The 16,679-nt window shown below is 62.6% G+C and carries 13 protein-coding genes and 1 pseudogene; 7 read left to right on the top strand and 7 right to left on the bottom strand.

Annotated features, from left to right (window positions below):
• Positions 1-123: 123 nt before the first annotated feature.
• The 7 genes from topA (at position 124) to rpmG (ending at position 8,355) form a co-directional block, all read left to right on the top strand.
• Entirely contained in the window at positions 124-2,739 is a 2,616-nt protein-coding gene (gene topA / locus NKJ12_RS28205; protein WP_352706605.1) for a type I DNA topoisomerase, read from the top strand.
• A 6-nt stretch (positions 2,740-2,745) separates the two neighbouring features.
• Positions 2,746-5,052, top strand: a complete 2,307-nt coding sequence (gene rnr / locus NKJ12_RS28200) for a ribonuclease R (protein ID WP_502905742.1) — start codon at positions 2,746-2,748, stop codon at positions 5,050-5,052.
• A complete protein-coding gene (locus tag NKJ12_RS28195) occupies positions 5,052-5,504 on the top strand; it encodes a DUF983 domain-containing protein (protein WP_352706603.1) in 453 nt (150 codons plus the stop codon). The genes rnr and NKJ12_RS28195 overlap by 1 nt, the downstream gene beginning before the upstream one ends.
• 72 nt (positions 5,505-5,576) lie before the next feature.
• A complete protein-coding gene (locus NKJ12_RS28190; protein ID WP_352706600.1) occupies positions 5,577-6,311 on the top strand; it encodes an NUDIX hydrolase in 735 nt (244 codons plus the stop codon).
• Positions 6,312-6,327: 16 nt separating this feature from the next.
• Positions 6,328-7,503, top strand: coding sequence for an MFS transporter (locus NKJ12_RS28185; protein ID WP_254820145.1), 1,176 nt, complete (start codon positions 6,328-6,330; stop codon positions 7,501-7,503).
• Between the two features lie 109 nt (positions 7,504-7,612).
• Positions 7,613-8,068, top strand: a complete 456-nt coding sequence (locus NKJ12_RS28180) for a YqfO family protein (RefSeq protein WP_352706598.1) — start codon at positions 7,613-7,615, stop codon at positions 8,066-8,068.
• Between the two features lie 119 nt (positions 8,069-8,187).
• Positions 8,188-8,355 (top strand): 50S ribosomal protein L33, encoded by a 168-nt coding sequence (rpmG, locus tag NKJ12_RS28175; protein ID WP_006201775.1) that lies wholly within the window; start codon positions 8,188-8,190, stop codon positions 8,353-8,355.
• A 169-nt stretch (positions 8,356-8,524) separates the two neighbouring features.
• Here rpmG and NKJ12_RS28170 read toward each other — a convergent pair whose 3' ends face one another.
• From NKJ12_RS28170 to NKJ12_RS28140, 7 genes and pseudogenes are all read right to left on the bottom strand, one after another.
• Entirely contained in the window at positions 8,525-9,592 is a 1,068-nt protein-coding gene (locus NKJ12_RS28170; RefSeq protein ID WP_352706595.1) for an ABC transporter ATP-binding protein, read from the bottom strand.
• A gap of 4 nt (positions 9,593-9,596) precedes the next feature.
• Positions 9,597-10,445 (bottom strand): carbohydrate ABC transporter permease, encoded by an 849-nt coding sequence (locus NKJ12_RS28165; protein ID WP_352706594.1) that lies wholly within the window; start codon positions 10,443-10,445, stop codon positions 9,597-9,599.
• Positions 10,445-11,368: a carbohydrate ABC transporter permease gene (locus tag NKJ12_RS28160; RefSeq protein ID WP_352706591.1), complete on the bottom strand. Its 924-nt coding sequence runs from the start codon at positions 11,366-11,368 to the stop codon at positions 10,445-10,447. Before NKJ12_RS28160 ends, NKJ12_RS28165 begins: the two co-directional genes overlap by 1 nt.
• Before the next feature lie 215 nt (positions 11,369-11,583).
• A pseudogene (locus tag NKJ12_RS28155) lies at positions 11,584-12,860 on the bottom strand (ABC transporter substrate-binding protein).
• 30 nt (positions 12,861-12,890) lie between these two features.
• Positions 12,891-14,078, bottom strand: coding sequence for a PLP-dependent transferase (locus tag NKJ12_RS28150; RefSeq protein WP_352706589.1), 1,188 nt, complete (start codon positions 14,076-14,078; stop codon positions 12,891-12,893).
• Positions 14,075-14,809 carry a FadR/GntR family transcriptional regulator gene (locus tag NKJ12_RS28145; RefSeq protein ID WP_352508833.1) on the bottom strand — a complete coding sequence of 245 codons (735 nt, stop codon included), beginning with the start codon at positions 14,807-14,809 and terminating at the stop codon, positions 14,075-14,077. Before NKJ12_RS28145 ends, NKJ12_RS28150 begins: the two co-directional genes overlap by 4 nt.
• Before the next feature lie 463 nt (positions 14,810-15,272).
• On the bottom strand, positions 15,273-16,646 hold the full coding sequence (locus NKJ12_RS28140; protein ID WP_352706587.1) for a PleD family two-component system response regulator: 1,374 nt from the start codon (positions 16,644-16,646) through the stop codon (positions 15,273-15,275).
• Positions 16,647-16,679: the final 33 nt, after the last annotated feature.

Raw genomic sequence — 16,679 nt, 5'->3', positions numbered from 1 at the left:
CCGCATTTTGACTGCTTGGCCTTGACCGGATGCAAAAGCGCGGCCATGTGAGCGACACATTGAACGAGATTTCGTCGCGCGCAGCGGAATTCTTCTGCCGCATCACAACTGATATGAGACCGTATGGACGTCGTCGTCGTCGAATCGCCGGCCAAGGCGAAGACAATCAACAAGTACCTCGGCAAGAACTACAAGGTTCTGGCTTCGTTCGGCCATGTCCGCGATCTGCCGGCCAAGGATGGCTCGGTGCGTCCGGATGAGGACTTTGCCATGTCCTGGGCCGTCGACACCGCGTCTGGAAAGCGTCTCGCCGATATCGCCAAGGCGGTCAAGGACGCCGACGGGCTGATCCTCGCCACCGATCCGGACCGCGAGGGCGAAGCGATCTCCTGGCATGTCCTGGAAGTGCTGAAGCAAAAGCGCGCGTTGAAGGACAAGCCGGTCAGCCGCGTCGTCTTCAACGCCATTACCAAGGCGTCGGTGCTGGAGGCGATGGCCAATCCGCGCCAGATCGATGCGCCGCTGGTCGATGCCTATCTCGCCCGCCGTGCGCTCGACTATCTGGTCGGCTTCACGCTGTCGCCCGTGCTGTGGCGCAAGCTGCCCGGCGCCCGGTCCGCCGGCCGTGTCCAGTCGGTGGCGCTGCGTCTGGTCTGCGACCGCGAATCCGAGATCGAGCGCTTCGTCCGCGAGGAATACTGGCAGGTCGCCGCCATTCTTGGCACGCCGCGCAAGGAAAATTTCGAGGCGCGGCTGACCACCTTCGAGCGCAAGAAGCTGCAAAAGCTCGACATTTCCAACAAGGCGCAGGCCGACGACATCAAGGCGATGCTCGAAGGCGCCAGCTTCAAGGCGGCGTCGGTCGAAGCCAAGCCGACCAAGCGCAATCCCGGGCCGCCCTTCACCACCTCGACGCTGCAGCAGGCAGCCTCGTCGGGTCTCGGCTTTTCGGCCAACCGCACCATGCAGGTGGCGCAGCGGCTCTATGAGGGCATGGAGATCGGCGGTGAGACCACCGGCCTGATCACCTATATGCGGACCGACGGCGTGCAGATGGCACCGGAGGCGATCTCTGCCGCACGCGATGCGATCACCAAGGAATTCGGTGCCAAATACCTGCCTGAAAAGGCGCGCTACTATTCCGCCAAGGCCAAGAATGCCCAGGAGGCGCACGAAGCGATCCGTCCGACCGATTTCATGCGCACGCCGGCTTCCGTCAGGCAGTATCTCGACGCCGACCAGGCGCGGCTTTACGAGATGATCTGGAAACGCGCCATCGCCAGCCAGATGCAGCCGGCCGAGATAGAGCGCACCACGGTCGAGATCGAGGCCATCAACGGTTCGCGTACCGCCGAGCTTCGTGCTGTCGGCTCCGTTGTTCGCTTCGACGGCTTCCTTGCTGCCTACATCGAGCAAAAGGAAGAAGATTCGGAAGACGAGGAAAGCCGCCGCCTGCCCGAGATCCGTGCCGGCGAGCAGCTCACACGCGAGGCGATCAACGCCACCCAGCACACCACCGAGCCGCCGCCGCGTTATTCGGAAGCTTCGCTGATCAAGAAGCTGGAAGAGCTGGGCATCGGCCGGCCGTCGACCTATACGGCGATCCTGAAGACGCTCGAGGATCGCGATTACGTCACCATCGACAAGCGCAAGCTGGTGCCACAGGCCAAGGGCCGGCTATTGTCAGCCTTCCTCGAAAGCTTCTTCGAGCGTTATGTCGAGTACGACTTCACCGCTTCGCTCGAGGAGAAACTCGATGAAATCTCCGACGGCAAGCTCGCCTGGAAGGACGTGCTGCGCGATTTCTGGAAGGATTTTTCCGGCGCCGTCGCCGACATCAAGGAGCTGCGGGTCACCGACGTCCTCGATGCGTTGAACGAGGAACTGGCGCCGCTGGTGTTTCCCGCGCGCGAAGACGGTTCGAACCCGCGCATCTGTCCGAAATGCGGCACCGGCAACCTGTCGCTGAAGCTCGGCAAGTTCGGCGCCTTCGTCGGCTGTTCGAACTATCCCGAATGCTCCTTCACCCGCCAGCTTGGCGACGCCGCCAATCCCAATGGTGAGAACGGCGGTGGCGAAGACGGCACCAAATTGCTCGGCAAGGACCCCTATACCGCCGAGGAGATCACGCTGCGCAATGGCCGGTTCGGCCCCTATATCCAGCGCGGCGACGGTAAGGATGCCAAGCGCTCCAGCCTGCCCAAGGGCTGGACTGCCGATTCGATCGATCATGAAAAGGCGCTCGCCTTGTTGTCGCTGCCGCGCGACGTCGGCAAGCATCCGGAATCCGGCAAGATGATTTCGGCCGGGCTGGGGCGCTACGGGCCGTTCGTGCTGCATGACGGCACCTACGCCAATCTCGACAGCATCGAGGACGTGTTCTCGATCGGCCTCAATCGCGCCGTCTCGGTGATCGCCGAGAAGCAATTGAAGGGCAAAAGTGGCCGCAATGGCGGCACAGCCGCTGCGCTCAAGGAACTTGGCGAGCATCCTTCCGGCGGCGGCAAGATCGTCGTGCGCGACGGCAAATACGGCCCCTATGTGAATTTCGGCAAGGTGAATGCGACGCTGCCGAAGGGCAAGGATCCGCAATCGGTGACGATCGACGATGCCGTTGCGCTCATTGCGGAAAAGGAAGCCAAGGGCGGCAATGGCGCCAGGAAGCCCTTCCGCAAAGCGGCCGCGCCTGCCAAGAAACCGGCTGCAGCCAAAAAACCGGCGGCCAGGAAAAAGGGATAGGACAGGTTGGCGCGCAAAGTCTCCGGAAGAAGCCACGGCGATCTGCGCACCGCCGATACCCGCGCCAAGGTCAGGGACAATTACCGGCCGTCACGCGACGAGATACTGCGTTACATCGCCGAAAATCCGGGCCGCGCCGGAAAACGCGACATCGCCAAGGCGTTTGCGCTACGCGGCGAAGACCGTATCTGGCTGAAGGACGTCTTGCGCGACCTGCAGGATGAAGGCCTGCTGACCAAGGAGCGCAAGCGGCTCGCCCGTGTCGGCGCCCTGCCCCACGTCGCGGTGCTCGACATCTTCGGCCGTGACGCCGACGGTGTGCTGCTGGCGCACCCGACCGAAGCGATCGGCAATGGCGAACCTCCGGTCATAGCGATCCGCGTGTCGCGCGGCGGCAATGGGCCGACGCCTGGTATCGGCGACCGCGTGCTGGCCAAGACCTTTCCGACCGACGACCCGGCAGGCCCCGCCTATACCGGCCGGGTTATGAAGATATTCGAGAAGCGCACCGATGCGGTTCTCGGCGTTTTTCGCGTGCTGAAGGACGGCACGTTCCGCATCGAGCCGGTGGAAAGGCGCCAACCGGAGCTGGTCGTCGACAAGGAATTCCAGAACGGCGCCAAGAACGGCGACCTGGTCGAGGTCGAGCCGGCGCGGGCCTCCCGCTACGGGCTGCCGAGAGCCAAGGTTCTGGCGGTGTTGGGCTCGCTGACTAGCGAAAAGGCGGTCTCGATGATCGCCATTCACGCACACGACATTCCGCATATTTTTCCCGCCGACGTCATCGCCGAGGCGGAGGCGGTCAAGCCGGCGACGCTTGCCGGCCGCGAGGATTGGCGCGAGCTGCCGCTGCTCACCATCGATCCGGCCGACGCCAAGGATCATGATGACGCGGTGTTCGCCATGCCCGACACCGACGAGAAGAACGCCGGCGGCGTGGTTGTCACCGTCGCCATTGCCGACGTCGCTGCATACGTGCGCTATGGCACGGCGCTCGATCGCGAAGCGCTGAAGCGCGGCAATTCGGTCTATTTCCCCGACCGCGTCGTGCCGATGCTGCCGGAGCGCATCTCGAACGACCTCTGTTCACTGCGCGAGGGCCAGGATCGTCCGGCGATAGCGGTGCGTATGACTTTTTCGGCCGACGGCCACAAACTCAGACACTCGTTCCATCGCGTCATGATGAAGTCGGCGGCGAAACTCGCCTATCAGCAGGCGCAAGCGGCGATCGACGGCGCACCGGACGACACGACTGGCCCGATTCTCGATTCGGTGCTGAAGCCGCTATGGGACGCCTACGGGATCCTGAAGCGCGGCCGCGACACGCGCCAGCCGCTTGAACTCGATCTGCCCGAGCGCAAGATCCTGCTCAAGCAGGACGGCACCGTCGACAAGGTCGTCGTGCCGGAGCGGCTCGACGCGCACAAGCTGATCGAAGAGTTCATGATCCAGGCCAATGTCGCCGCCGCCGAGACACTCGAGGCGAAGCGGCAGGCGCTGGTCTATCGCATCCACGACGCGCCTTCGCTCGCCAAGCAGGAATCGCTGCGTGAATTCCTGCAGACGCTCGGCCTGTCGCTGGCGCGCGGCGCGCAGATGCGGCCGAACCAGTTCAACGGCATCCTCGCTCGCGTGCGCGGCGCCGACAATGAGGGACTGGTCAACGAAGTGGTGCTGCGCTCGCAGAGCCAGGCCGAATATTCGCCGGCCAATATCGGCCATTTCGGCCTCAACCTGAAGCGCTACGCGCATTTCACCTCGCCGATCCGTCGCTATGCCGACCTGATCGTGCATCGCGGGCTGATTGCCGCACTCGGCCTTGGTCCGGGGGGCCTGACGCAGGACGAGGCGGAGCGGCTGGAAGAGGTCTCGGCGCTGATTTCGGCGACCGAGCGGCGCGCGATGGCTGCCGAGCGCGACACGGTCGACCGGCTGATCGCCGCCTATCTCGCCGAGCGCATCGACGACCGTTTCGACGCCCGTATTTCGGGCGTCACCAAATCGGGCCTGTTTGTCCAATTGCCGCAGTATGGCGCGGATGGCTTCATTCCGGTTTCAACCCTGGGCGGCGACTACTATATATACGACGAAACTGCTCGATCGCTTTTCGGAGAACGCACCGGCAAGGGCTATCAGCTTGCTGATCGCGTCGAGGTTCGCCTGATCGAGGTGGCGCCGATGGCCGGCGCGATGCGTTTCGAGATGCTGACCGAGCCAAAGCCGCTGCCCGGCTCCAAACGGTCGTTTCACAAGGCCAAAGGCCGCGCCCGGGCGTCGCAATCGCGTCCAGGCTCCCGCGGCAGGAGACGGTAATGCCAACAGAACTGCAGGTGGAAGAACGGGTTTTCGGCGGCGAACATCACTCGGGCCGGACCGCCCGGCCGCTATGGACGGCAATGAAGCGCGGCATGCTCGGCCGCTGCCCGCATTGCGGCGAGGGCAAGCTGTTTCGCGCCTTCGTCAAGACCGTCGACAAATGCGGTCGTTGCGGCGAGGAGCTCCACCACCATCGCGCCGACGACCTGCCGGCCTATCTTGTGGTGGTCATTGTCGGCCACATCGTGCTTGGCGCTTTCATGGGTGTGGAGGCGACCTCGACGCTGTCGACCTGGCAGCACATCGCCATCTGGGTGCCATTGACCATCATTCTCGCCGTCGTCCTGCTGCAGCCAGTCAAGGGCGCTGTCATCGGCTTGCAATGGGCGTTTTATATGCACGGCTTTGGCGGTGACGAAGATCTGATCGAGTCGCATCCCGAGGCTTGAAACCGAGGCTGGCGCAATCGGCATGGCTGGACGCCACTTTCGCATCGGAGAAGATTCCGCTAGGTCGAGCGCATGGACGTTGTGACCAAGGCGGAAGTCGACAAGGTTGAGCGGGTCGCGCTCGACGCCAAGCCTATACGCCCGCGCGACGCCGCGACGCTGATCCTGCTCGACGGCAAGGGCGACGAGATCCTGGTGCTGATGGGCCGCCGCCACGCCCGTCATGCCTTCATGCCGGGAAAATTCGTGTTTCCGGGCGGCCGCACCGATCCGGCCGACAGCCACATCCCGACAGCCACCGCACTTCATCCCGACGAAGAAGCGAGATTGACCGCTGGCATCGGCCGCACCAGCCCGGCCCGCGCCCGCGCCATTGCCCTGTCGGCAATCCGCGAAACCTATGAGGAGGCCGGCCTGCTGATCGGCCAAAAAGGGGTCTTCGCAACCGCCAAGCGCGACTGGCAGGGCTTTGTCGAGCACGGCGTCATCCCATCACTGCAAGCGCTGCGCTTCGTCGCACGCGCCATCACCCCGCCCAACCGGGTGCGCCGGTTCGATACGCGCTTTCTCGCCGCATGGCGCGACGATGTCGCCGTGGAACTGCCGGATGGCGGTCCGACCAACGAATTGGAGGACGTCGTTTGGCTGCCGCTGGCCAAGGCCAGGCAAGCAGATATCCCAGACATCACGCGCACGGTCCTGGAGGGACTGGAAATCCGCCTCGCCCAGGATCCGCTGCTGAGCCCCGGCGGTCGCGTGCCGTTCTACCGGCTTGTCCGCAATCGCTTCGTCCGCGAAATTCTCTAGAGCAGCCAGGCATTCCATGACAGTCGACATCCAGCCGCAGGGCAAGGAACGCGTACACTGGCTGCCGATGGTCGCGGCGATCTCGTCGATCAGCGTCGTCGGCATTGCCATCGGGCTCGGCATGCCGCTGCTCAGCGTGATCCTTGAAACACGCGGCCACTCCGCGTCGATGATCGGCCTCAACACCGCGGTCGCCGGCCTCGCCTCGATCGCCGGCGCGCCGCTCGCCACTCCGCTTGCCATGCGGTTCGGGGTCGCCTGGACAATGCTTGCCATGATTGCGGCCGGAGCGCTGGCCTTTGTCGGTTTCCATTTCGCGCCAGCTTTCTGGATGTGGTTTCCGCTGCGGGTCCTGCTGCATATCGCGCTGACGGTGCTGTTCATCCTCTCGGAATTCTGGATCAGCACCTCGGCGCCGCCACACCGGCGCGGACTGGTCCTCGGCATCTATGCCACCGTGCTGTCTCTCGGCTTTGCTGCCGGGCCTTGGCTGTTCGCCCACCTTGGCAGCAGCGGTTTCCTCCCTTTCGGCGTCACCATCGCGCTGGTTACGCTGGCTGCCATACCGGTGCTGGCGGCACGCAACGAGAGCCCGACGATCGTCTCGGACGGCGAAACCAGCAATTTCCTGCGTTATATCTGGCTGGTGCCGACGGCGACCGCCGCCGTGCTGGTATTCGGCGCGGTCGAGACCGGCGGCTTTGCGCTGTTCCCCGTCTATGGTAGCCGCATCGGCTACTCAGAGGCGGACGCAGCCCTTTTGCTCACCATGATCGGCCTCGGCAACGTGCTGCTGCAGATCCCGATCGGCATGATCAGCGACCGCGTCAGCGACCGCCGCTATCTGCTGATGGCCTGTGCCACCGTCGGGCTTGCCGGCACAATCTTCATGCCGTTCTTCGCGCAGAACTGGCATTTGATGGCAGCGCTTCTGTTCGTCTGGGGCGGTGTGGTCGCTGCCATGTACACAATCGGCCTGGCGCATCTCGGCTCGCAGCTTTCCGGCCACGAATTGGCCTCCGCCAACGCCGCTTTCGTGCTCTGCTACGGCGTCGGCATGGTGCTTGGCCCGCAGGCAATCGGCATCGGCATGGACGCTTTCGGGCCGTCGGGCTTCGGTTGGGCGCTCGGCCTGTTCTTCGCGTGCTATATCGTGCTGGTCGGCACCAGGCTGCTCCGCAAAATCCTCTGAGTCGGTCCAGCTTCCGACATCGCTCCCACTGCTGACCAACTACTGACACAACCGTGTCAGGAGGGCTCGAGTATATGCTCCCCCAAGTGCATAAGCAGGGAGACCTCGGATGATCGATAGTGGCTTCGAAACGAAATCGCTGCGGATGGAATTGCTGCTGCTGGTGACCTTTCAGGCACCGGCAGCTGATGTCGATCGCATCATGGAAGCTGTGGTCGCGATCGCGCCGCTCAGAATGGGCAAATATGACAGCAATGCCTTTCAGTCGGCGGAGGGCATCGAACGCTACCGGCCGCTTGAAGGTGCCGCCGCCGGCGCCGAGACCGAATTGCGCAGGCGGCCTGGGACTGTCGAGGTGTCGTTCGAACTGCCAGATGATCAGAAGCTCGCCGCTCGCGTCGTCGAAGCGATTTACCAGGTTCACAGCTATCAGGAGCCGGTGATCCGCATTCAGCCACTGCTTGCCAGCCGCTCCAAGGGTCTCGACGATCGCGCCAACCCGAACCGCTGGTGGAACACGACGGGAGATTGGAAGAAGGTGTTGCCAGTCACGGAAGACGCATGAACCTGGACAAGGGTTGACTTTCCGGGCGCGTTCTTTATGTGTCGCGGCAAGTTTCCCGCGTCCGGGTGTTTCCCGTGCTCCAGCGGCCAAAACTCCACGAACATTAACGGACGAACATCATGGCCAAAGCCGCAAACATCAAGATCAAGCTTCTGTCGACCGCTGACACCGGTTTCTTCTACGTGACCAGCAAGAACAGCCGCACCAAGACGGACAAGCTGTCGTTCCGCAAATATGACCCGGTCGCCAAGAAGCACGTCGAATTCAAGGAAACCAAGATCAAGTAATCGGGTTTCTCTCGCAGTACCGAAACGCCGCCTTCCGGGCGGCGTTTTTCGTTTCGGGAATTCAGGACTAGAGCATTTTGCAGCCAAATGGAATCATTTGGCGTCCGCATAAATGCGGCAAAACAGATAATTAGAGCGAGTTACCGGTTCCAAGAGAACCGGAACCGCTCTAGTCGATGCGATCGCCGCTTGCCGGATCGAACAGATGCAGCGACGCCGGATCAGCCGACAGGCGCACGCCCTCACCCGGCTTCACGCTGGCCCGGCCCATGGCAAACACGCAGACCTGCTGGCCGGCAAGCCTGGTATAGAACTGGGTCGACAAGCCGAGCGGCTCCACCACGCCCACCTCGCCTTTCAGCGCGCCATTGTCGGCGAGCCGGATATGCTCGGGCCGCAAGCCGACGGTGATCGCATCGCCATCCCTGAGCGGCAGGCCGTCGGGCAGCCTCAGCTTCTGGCCGTCGGCCAGGATGGCATCCGGCCCGGCGCCCTTTTCAACCACGGCAGGCAGAAAATTCATGCCGGGCGAGCCGATGAACCCGGCGACGAACATGTTGACCGGCCGGTCGTACAGATCGAGCGGCGCGCCGACCTGCTGGACGAGGCCGTCATGCATGACGACGATACGGTCGGCCATTGTCATCGCTTCGGTCTGGTCATGGGTGACATAGACCGAAGTGGTCTTCAATTGCTGGTGCAGCGCCTTTATCTCGGCACGCATGTGGACGCGCAGCTTGGCGTCGAGGTTCGAAAGCGGCTCGTCGAAGAGAAAGACCTTCGGGTCGCGCACGATGGCCCGTCCCATGGCGACGCGCTGGCGCTGGCCGCCGGACAATTGCCGCGGCAGGCGTTGCAGAAGGGCATCGAGCCCGAGCCGCTTGGCGGCGGCGTCCACCCTTGCTTCGATGGCTGGCTTGCCGGCCTTCCTCAACATCAGGCTGAAGCCCATGTTCTTCGACACGTCCATATGCGGATAGAGCGCGTATGACTGAAACACCATGGCGATGTCGCGGTCCTTTGGCGCGATGTCGTTAACCAGGCGCTCGCCAATATGGATCTCGCCGCCGGAGACCTCCTCCAGCCCGGCGATCATGCGCAGCAGGGTCGATTTCCCGCAGCCGGACGGGCCGACCAGGACCACGAACTCGCCGTCGGCGATTTCGAGATCGACCGCGTGCAGGACGCGCACGGCTCCATAGTCTTTGCGGACTTTGTCGAGTGTGACGGAGGCCATCGATCTATCCCTTGACGGCGCCGGCGGTAAGGCCGGTGACGAGGTAACGTTGCAGGAAGGCAAAGAAGACGCAGACGGGGATCAGCGCCAGGATGGAAGCCGCCATCATTTGTCCCCAGTCGACCGCGAATTTGCCGATATAGGTGAGCAAGCCGACCGCGAAAGTCTTCTGGTCGTCGCTGGAAATCAGCATCAGCGCAAACAGCAACTCGCTCCACGCGGCGGTAAAGACGAAACCAAGCGTCGCCCCCATGCCGGGCAGCGTCAGCGGCACGATCACCTTGCGCATCGCCTGCAGGCGTGTGCAGCCGTCGATCATCGCTGCCTCTTCCAGGTCTCGCGGGATGCCGTCGAAGAACGACTGCATCAGGAAGGTTGCAAAGGCTGTATTGAAGGCGGTGTAGATGATGACGAGGCCGGTCAGGCTGTTGATGAGGCCGATCTGTCCCATGATGCGGTAGATCGGCGGAATGACCATCACCAGCGGGAAAGTCTGGGTGAGCAAAAGCAGGATGGCCAGGGTCGCCTTGCCGCGGAACGAAAAACGCGACATGGCGTAGCCGGCAAGCGTGGCAATGACCGTTACGAAGGCGGCCGTCGACACCGAAACGATAACGCTGTTCAGGAAATAGCGTGGAAAATCGGTGGCTTCGAGCACGGTGACGAAGTTCTGCAGCGTCGTTTGCGACGGCCAGAAAGTGATGCCTTCGGAATAGAGCAGCCGCTCCGGCGTGACCGAGATCTTCAACGTCCAGAAGATCGGGAACAGCGCGAAGGCCATGTAGGCTCCGATCGCGCCGTAAAGGCCGATGCCGCCGAGAACGCGCGAGGAGACGGAGCGTCCGGCAATCATCAGACGTGCCTTACCAGCGAACGGCGGATGCCGATCAGCGCAACCGCATAGACGATGAGCAGCACAAGCAGCAGCACCGCCACAGCGGAGGCATAGCCCTTGTCCAGCGACTTGAACGCGCTGACGTAGATATAGACCGGCACCGTGGCCGTCGAACCGGCAGGCCCGCCTTCAGTCATGACGAAGATCAGGTCGGCGAAGGTGGCGATCCATATCGTGCGCAGCATGACGGTAATGACGATGGTTGGCGCCAGGAACGGCAGCGTCACCTTGGTAAAGCGTTGCCACGGCGAGGCGCCGTCGATGGCCGCTGCCTCATGCAGTTCTGACGGGATCGACTTCAACGCCGCCAAAAGCGTGATGGCAAAAAAGGGAATGCCGAACCAGACATTGGCGACGATCGGTCCCCACATGGCTGTCGAGGGATCGGAGAGCACGTTGGTTGGCTCGGTCTTCAGCCCCGAGGCGTAGAGCCAATGCGGCAGCGGCCCGATGATCGGGTTGAACAGCCAGGCCCAGGTCAGGCCCGAGAGGAAGGACGGTACCGCCCAGGGCAGGAACACCACCGCCTGCACGATCTTTCTGCCCCGGAACGGCGTGTCTAGCAACAGCGCCAGGCCAAGGCCGAGGAAGAACTGGAAGAACAGGCTGGCTGCCGTCCACCACAGCGTGTTGACGAGCGCCTGCCCGAGCACGGGATCCGACAGCATCGCCTGATACTGCCCAAGCCCGACATACTCGGATTTGAAAGCGGAGAATTTGCGGAACGAGTAACCGACACCGATAACCAGCGGCACCAGCAGCACGACGACCAGCAGCACGATCGCCGGGCTGAGATAGAGCCAGGGCTCGATTGCGGCATGGGATAGCCGCTTTTTTCGCGGCCTGCCGACGGATCGTATTTCGGACACGGCGTAGGTCATGGGTGCTGGATTGTCTCCTGGGGCAAGCATGTGCTGGCGACAGCGCCTTTCCCGTTTACGGGGAGATGCCGGTCCACCCTCCGCAGCTGCAGCGCAGCTGCTGCGGGGGACGGGCAGGCAGATGAGAGGCAACACGAGCCACGACGGGTTGGCGCCGCCCCTCATCCTTCACTTTGTGATACCTTCTCCGCGTGAACGGGGAGAAGGGAGGAACGCTATTTCTTGTTCTTGGCCATCCAGTCCTGCTGTTCCTTGGTCAGGAACTTGGCCCATTCGTCGGCCACGTCCTTTGCCGCCTTCTGACCAAGCAGCACTTCCTGAAAATTCTTGATCGCCACCTGGTCGACGAAATTGCCGAGATTTTCCAGATGCGTCGGAGGCGTCACCATCTCGTATTTGTCGCCGTTGTTCAGTTCCTCGAACCAGCCTTTGAACTGCTCGGTCCTGAAGTGAGCGTCCTGGTCGGCGCCGTTGTGGATTGGAATGACGCCGACTTCCTTTGCCCATTCCAGATTGTCCTTGGGCGACAAAAGCGTTGCCATCAGCTTCCAGGCATCGTCCTTGTGCTGGGAATTGGCGAACATCGCCCAGCCGGCATAACCGAGCGTCGGATAGGATTTGCCGCTCGGTCCGACTGGCATCGGCGCCACGGCGAAGTCGTCGGCGCTCATCTTATCGGCGATGCCGAGCAGCGCGTCGGGATCCTGGTTCAGCATGGCGCAGGTGCCGCTATAGAACCCGGTGACGGTCTCGTTAAAACCCCAGCTCACCGCGTCCTTAGGCGCCAGGCCGTTCTTGTACATGTCGGCGAGCATCTGCAGGCCCTTGACTGAGCCTTCCTCGTTGATGGTCGAGGTGCCGTCCTCGTTGAAATAGCCGCCCTTGCCGGCGGCAATGTTCATGAACATGTGCATGCCGTTGAAGGCGCCAGGGCCGCCGCGCAGGCAGTAGCCGTATTTGCCCGGTATTGCCGAGATCTTCTTGGAGTCCTCGACGAATTCATCGAGCGTCGCCGGCGGACCGTCCAGACCGGCCTCCTTGAACAGCTTCTTGTTCCAGAACAGCGCGTTCAAGTAATAGCCGTAAGGGATCATGTACTGCTTGTTGTTGACGGTCGAGCCGAACTGCTTGGCACGCTCGCCCAGCGTTTTGGCATCGTCCCATTTGGCCATATATGGCCCGAGATCCTCGAGCTGGCCGTTGGTCGCATAGAGGCCCATCCAGCGTTCCGGCATCTCGACGATGTCGGGCGTGTCGCCGCCTGCACCATGGTAAGGAACTTCTCGAACGCCTGGCCCCAGGGCAGCGATACCAGCTCGACCTTGACACCCGGATTGGCCGCCTCGAATTCGGCGATCTGTTTCTTGAGGAATTCGGTACGCGGCGGGCTGGTGATGACCTCGACCATCTTGACCGTGGAATCGGCCAGCACGCTGCCGGCGGAAATCGCCAGACCTGCGACGGCACCAAGAAGGATGCTCAGTTTTTTCATGTTCAGCACTCCCATTTTGAACGGCTCCATTTATCTTTTTGCTTTGTCGAAGGCCTGGGCAACGTCAGCCCACAGGTCTTCGACACTCTCCAATCCGACACTGAACCGGATGGTTCGCGGGCTGACGCCGAAGCGCGCCATCGAATTCAGGCCCGGCGTCTGCTCGAGCGAGGCCTTTGCTGGAACGACTAGGCTCTCATGGCCGCCCCAGCTGACGCCGATGCGAAAGAGTTTCAGCGCATCGACGAAAGCCGGGATGTCGACGTCTTCCGTCACCTCGAACGAGAACAGCCCGGCATAGCCGGCAAGCGTCGCCTTGCCCGGATGGTTGGAATAGGCCGGGTGGTTGACCCGCTCGACATGGCCATGCGCTTTCAGCCGCTTGGCGATGGTCAGCCCGCTCTTCATGTGATGCGGCAACCGCAGCGGCAATGTGCGCAGGCCACGCAGCAACAGCCAGGCCTCGAAAGGCGAAAGTTTGCCGCCGAGATAGGAATAGGTCTGCTCGTTGATATGTCGGATATGGGCAGCCGAACCGGCCACCACACCGGCGACGGTATCGCTGTGGCCGCCGAGATATTTCGAGGCCGAATGCAGCACCAGGTCGACACCGTGCGAAATCGGCTTCTGGAACACCGGCGTCGCCCAGGAATTGTCGATCGTGGTGACGATGCCCTGCTCTTTGGCCAGCCGCGCCAGGTGGGTTATGTCCTGGAGCTCGAACATCATCGACGTCGGGCTTTCCAGGTAGAGCAGCTTGGCGTCGGGAAGTGCTGCCGCGACCGCGTCCGGATCGGAACCGTCGACATAGTCGACCTTGATGTTGAGCCGTGGCAAAAGCCGTTCGAACAGCCGGTAGGCATCGCCGTAGCAATTGCGCACGACAACCATGCGCTCGCCGGCACCGACGAAAGCAAGCACCGTGGCGCTGATCGCCGCCATGCCGCTGGAAAAGCCGCGCGCGGCCTCCGCCCCTTCGAGAGCGGCGACACGCGCCTCGAACTCCATGACCGTCGGGTTGTCGCCGCGCGAATAGATCGGCTGGCGTCGCCTGCCGGCGAATGTATCGGCCATCTCCGTATAATTGGAGAAGGTGAAGAGCGAAGTCTGGTAGATCGGCGGCACTACCGCGCCGCCGGGGAAAGGCTCGTCATGGGCGAGAAGCGTCGCCGCCTCGGCGAGATAGTCGTTTTCGAAACCGGCGGGATGATCGCTCATTTCTGGCCTGAAAGTTCGAGTTTGGCCGCGCCGCGCTTCAGATCGTCCTCGACGGTGGCGATCAGCTTGAGCGCCTCGGCCCGGGCCCCCTCAGGATCGTGCGCGGCGATGCGTTCGTAGATGGTGCGGTGGTAAGGAAAGCTGGCGTGGCCGAAATCACGCACGCCGAGCGGATGCTCCCAGAAACGATGAAACAGTTCGTGCATGGCGGCGATGATCTGCTCGAACAGCGGATTGCCGGAACTGCGGTAGATCGACTGGTGGAATTCCCAGTCCTCCTCCGCCGACATCCCTGCGCGGGTGTGGAAGGCCTGCTCCATAATGTCGAGCTTGCGCGCGATCTCGGCGATCTCGGCCTGGTCCGCGCGAACGGCGCACAGGGCGGCGGCTTCCGCTTCCAGTGCCCGGCGGATTTCCAGCGTCTGCATCAGGCTGGTGAAATCATTGCCGCCGGCCAGCGTCAGCGGCATGTGCAGCATGTCCAGCGAGACCACTCCCTTGAGATAGGTGCCGCTGCCTTGCCGCCGTTCGACCAGGCCGAGCCCTTCCCAGCGCGTCAGCGCCTCGCGCACGGTGTTGCGGCTCACCTTGAGGCGCTCGGCCAGGATGCGTTCGGTCGGCAGTCTCTGGCCGGGCCCGAGAGCTTCCCGCATTACAAAGCCGGCCAGCGCCTTCAGCACCGCGTCGTCGCGAGCAGTTGCCTGTATGGGGGAAAGGCCGAATTCGGTCATGCCAACGGGTCACAAAATGGCTCAATGGTCCAACCAATTTCTGCATAGAAGACAGGCCCTGTCAACCGACTGCGGGCGCATACGCTCTGCCCAGCCGGCTATTTCAAAGGGCGCTGTCGCTGTCGCAACAAAACCAAAGCGTTTTCCGGGTCTTGGCGCAAAATCCTGATGTGTTTTGAAAATTGGGGGCCGGCCGGCGTTTGGCAGCGGTACGAGGAGGCCACTATGTGCCAGCGCCGGCCAGCCGACCCCACGGACCCAGGAGATGCGGCGGACCTGAGCATCATGGGGTATTCTTTGGGTCGAACCGGCGATCTAGGCCTCGTGCCGGTTACGTCTAAGGGCTGCACATTTGCGCAACAACTTATGAAAATCAACAGTTTCTTAACCAAGCCTCGCAACTCGCTTGGATTAAGGTAAATTCGTAACCTTGTCGGGTTGACCGGCTAATTCGTCTATGGTGCTACGCCGCCTTGGCGACGACGCGATTGCGGCCGCCGCTCTTGGCCTCATAGAGCGCGAGGTCGGCTCGTTTCATCAGCGCCGCGACCGTGTCCACGCCTTTCAGCACCGACGACACGCCGACGCTGACGGTGACTTCGATCGATTTGCCCTCGCTGCCAACGGCAAACGGCAGTTGGGCGATTTCGGCGCGAATGCGCTCGGCGACCTTTTCGGCTACCGCGCCGTCCGTGTCCGGCATCACCACCACGAACTCCTCGCCACCGAAGCGGCAGGCTAGATCGATGCCGCGCACATTCTTGCGCAGCCGCCGCGCGAATTCACGCAGCACGTCGTCGCCGCCGTCATGGCCATACGCGTCGTTGATGCTCTTGAAGCGATCCAGATCGGTGATCATCACCGACAGCGGCCGGCGCCGTGCCACGGCGCGGTCGAACAGCGTCTGCAGATGGCTGTCGAGATAGCGGCGGTTGTGCAGACCGGTCAGGGCATCGGTCACCGCCATCTCGATGGTCTGGGTGACACTGGCGCGAAGCTGGTCGTTGTAGCGCTTGCGGCGCACCTGCGTGCGCAGCCGCGCCGTCAGCTCCTGCTGGTCGATCGGCCGCATCAGATAGTCGTTGATGCCGAGTTCGAGGCCGCGGATGATACGCCCCTCCTCGCCCTCGTCCGCCAGAAGGATGATCGGCAGGAAACGGGTGCGATCAAGCGAGCGCAATTGTGAGCAGAGCCTCAGCGGGTCGAAATCGGCGAAGGCCGTCGAGATCATCACGCATTCGTAGGGCAGCTCGGCGGCCTGGAAGAAGCCGGCATGCGGATCGTTGGCGACGTCGAGAGCGGCACTGCCGCGCAGCATCTTCTGGATGCGCTCGAACGAGGATTTGCGCTCGTCGACCAGCAGCACCTTCGGCACCGCGTCATCGGTAGCGAAGTTGCGGCTCAAAAGCTCCTCGATGCCGATATTGCGTGTCGTCGAGGCGCGCAGCCGCAGTTCATCGGTCAGCGACTTCAGCCTGACCAAGCTCTTCACGCGCGTCATTAGCTGCAGATCGTTGACAGGCTTGGTCAAAAAATCGTCGGCGCCGGCCTCGAGGCCGCGCACCCGGTCCGAAACCTGGTCGAGCGCGGTGATCATCACGACCGGGATGTGCGATGTCGCCGGGTCGCCCTTCAGCCGCCGGCAGACCTCGAACCCGTCCATGTCGGGCATCATCACGTCGAGCAGCACGACATCGACCTTGCCGTTCTCGCAGATCTCGATCGCGTCCGGCCCGTTGGTGGCGGTCAGAACCTCGAAATATTCGGCGAGCAGCCGAACCTCCAGCAGCCTGACATTGGCTGGGATGTCGTCGACGACGAGGATCCGCGCGGTCATTTCACAAAAGCTCCGGCTCGGCTGGAAAAATAC

Source organism: Mesorhizobium sp. M0195 (assembly GCF_040322115.1).
GTDB lineage: Bacteria > Pseudomonadota > Alphaproteobacteria > Rhizobiales > Rhizobiaceae > Mesorhizobium.
The sequence above is the reverse complement of the archived record's forward strand: the minus strand, read 5'-3'. Positions and strand labels throughout refer to the sequence as shown.

What these genes read in the sequence shown, in the direction of transcription:
- topA (WP_352706605.1), top strand. Translation starts at nt 124, where the DNA reads ATGGACGTCGTCGTCGTCGAATCGCCGGCCAAGGCGAAGACAATCAAC.
- NKJ12_RS28195 (WP_352706603.1), top strand. Translation starts at nt 5,052, where the DNA reads ATGCCAACAGAACTGCAGGTGGAAGAACGGGTTTTCGGCGGCGAACAT.
- NKJ12_RS28190 (WP_352706600.1), top strand. Translation starts at nt 5,577, where the DNA reads ATGGACGTTGTGACCAAGGCGGAAGTCGACAAGGTTGAGCGGGTCGCG.
- NKJ12_RS28185 (WP_254820145.1), top strand. Translation starts at nt 6,328, where the DNA reads ATGACAGTCGACATCCAGCCGCAGGGCAAGGAACGCGTACACTGGCTG.
- NKJ12_RS28180 (WP_352706598.1), top strand. Translation starts at nt 7,613, where the DNA reads ATGATCGATAGTGGCTTCGAAACGAAATCGCTGCGGATGGAATTGCTG.
- rpmG (WP_006201775.1), top strand. Translation starts at nt 8,188, where the DNA reads ATGGCCAAAGCCGCAAACATCAAGATCAAGCTTCTGTCGACCGCTGAC.
- NKJ12_RS28170 (WP_352706595.1), bottom strand. Translation starts at nt 9,592, where the DNA reads ATGGCCTCCGTCACACTCGACAAAGTCCGCAAAGACTATGGAGCCGTG.
- NKJ12_RS28165 (WP_352706594.1), bottom strand. Translation starts at nt 10,445, where the DNA reads ATGATTGCCGGACGCTCCGTCTCCTCGCGCGTTCTCGGCGGCATCGGC.
- NKJ12_RS28160 (WP_352706591.1), bottom strand. Translation starts at nt 11,368, where the DNA reads ATGACCTACGCCGTGTCCGAAATACGATCCGTCGGCAGGCCGCGAAAA.
- NKJ12_RS28150 (WP_352706589.1), bottom strand. Translation starts at nt 14,078, where the DNA reads ATGAGCGATCATCCCGCCGGTTTCGAAAACGACTATCTCGCCGAGGCG.
- NKJ12_RS28145 (WP_352508833.1), bottom strand. Translation starts at nt 14,809, where the DNA reads ATGACCGAATTCGGCCTTTCCCCCATACAGGCAACTGCTCGCGACGAC.
- NKJ12_RS28140 (WP_352706587.1), bottom strand. Translation starts at nt 16,646, where the DNA reads ATGACCGCGCGGATCCTCGTCGTCGACGACATCCCAGCCAATGTCAGG.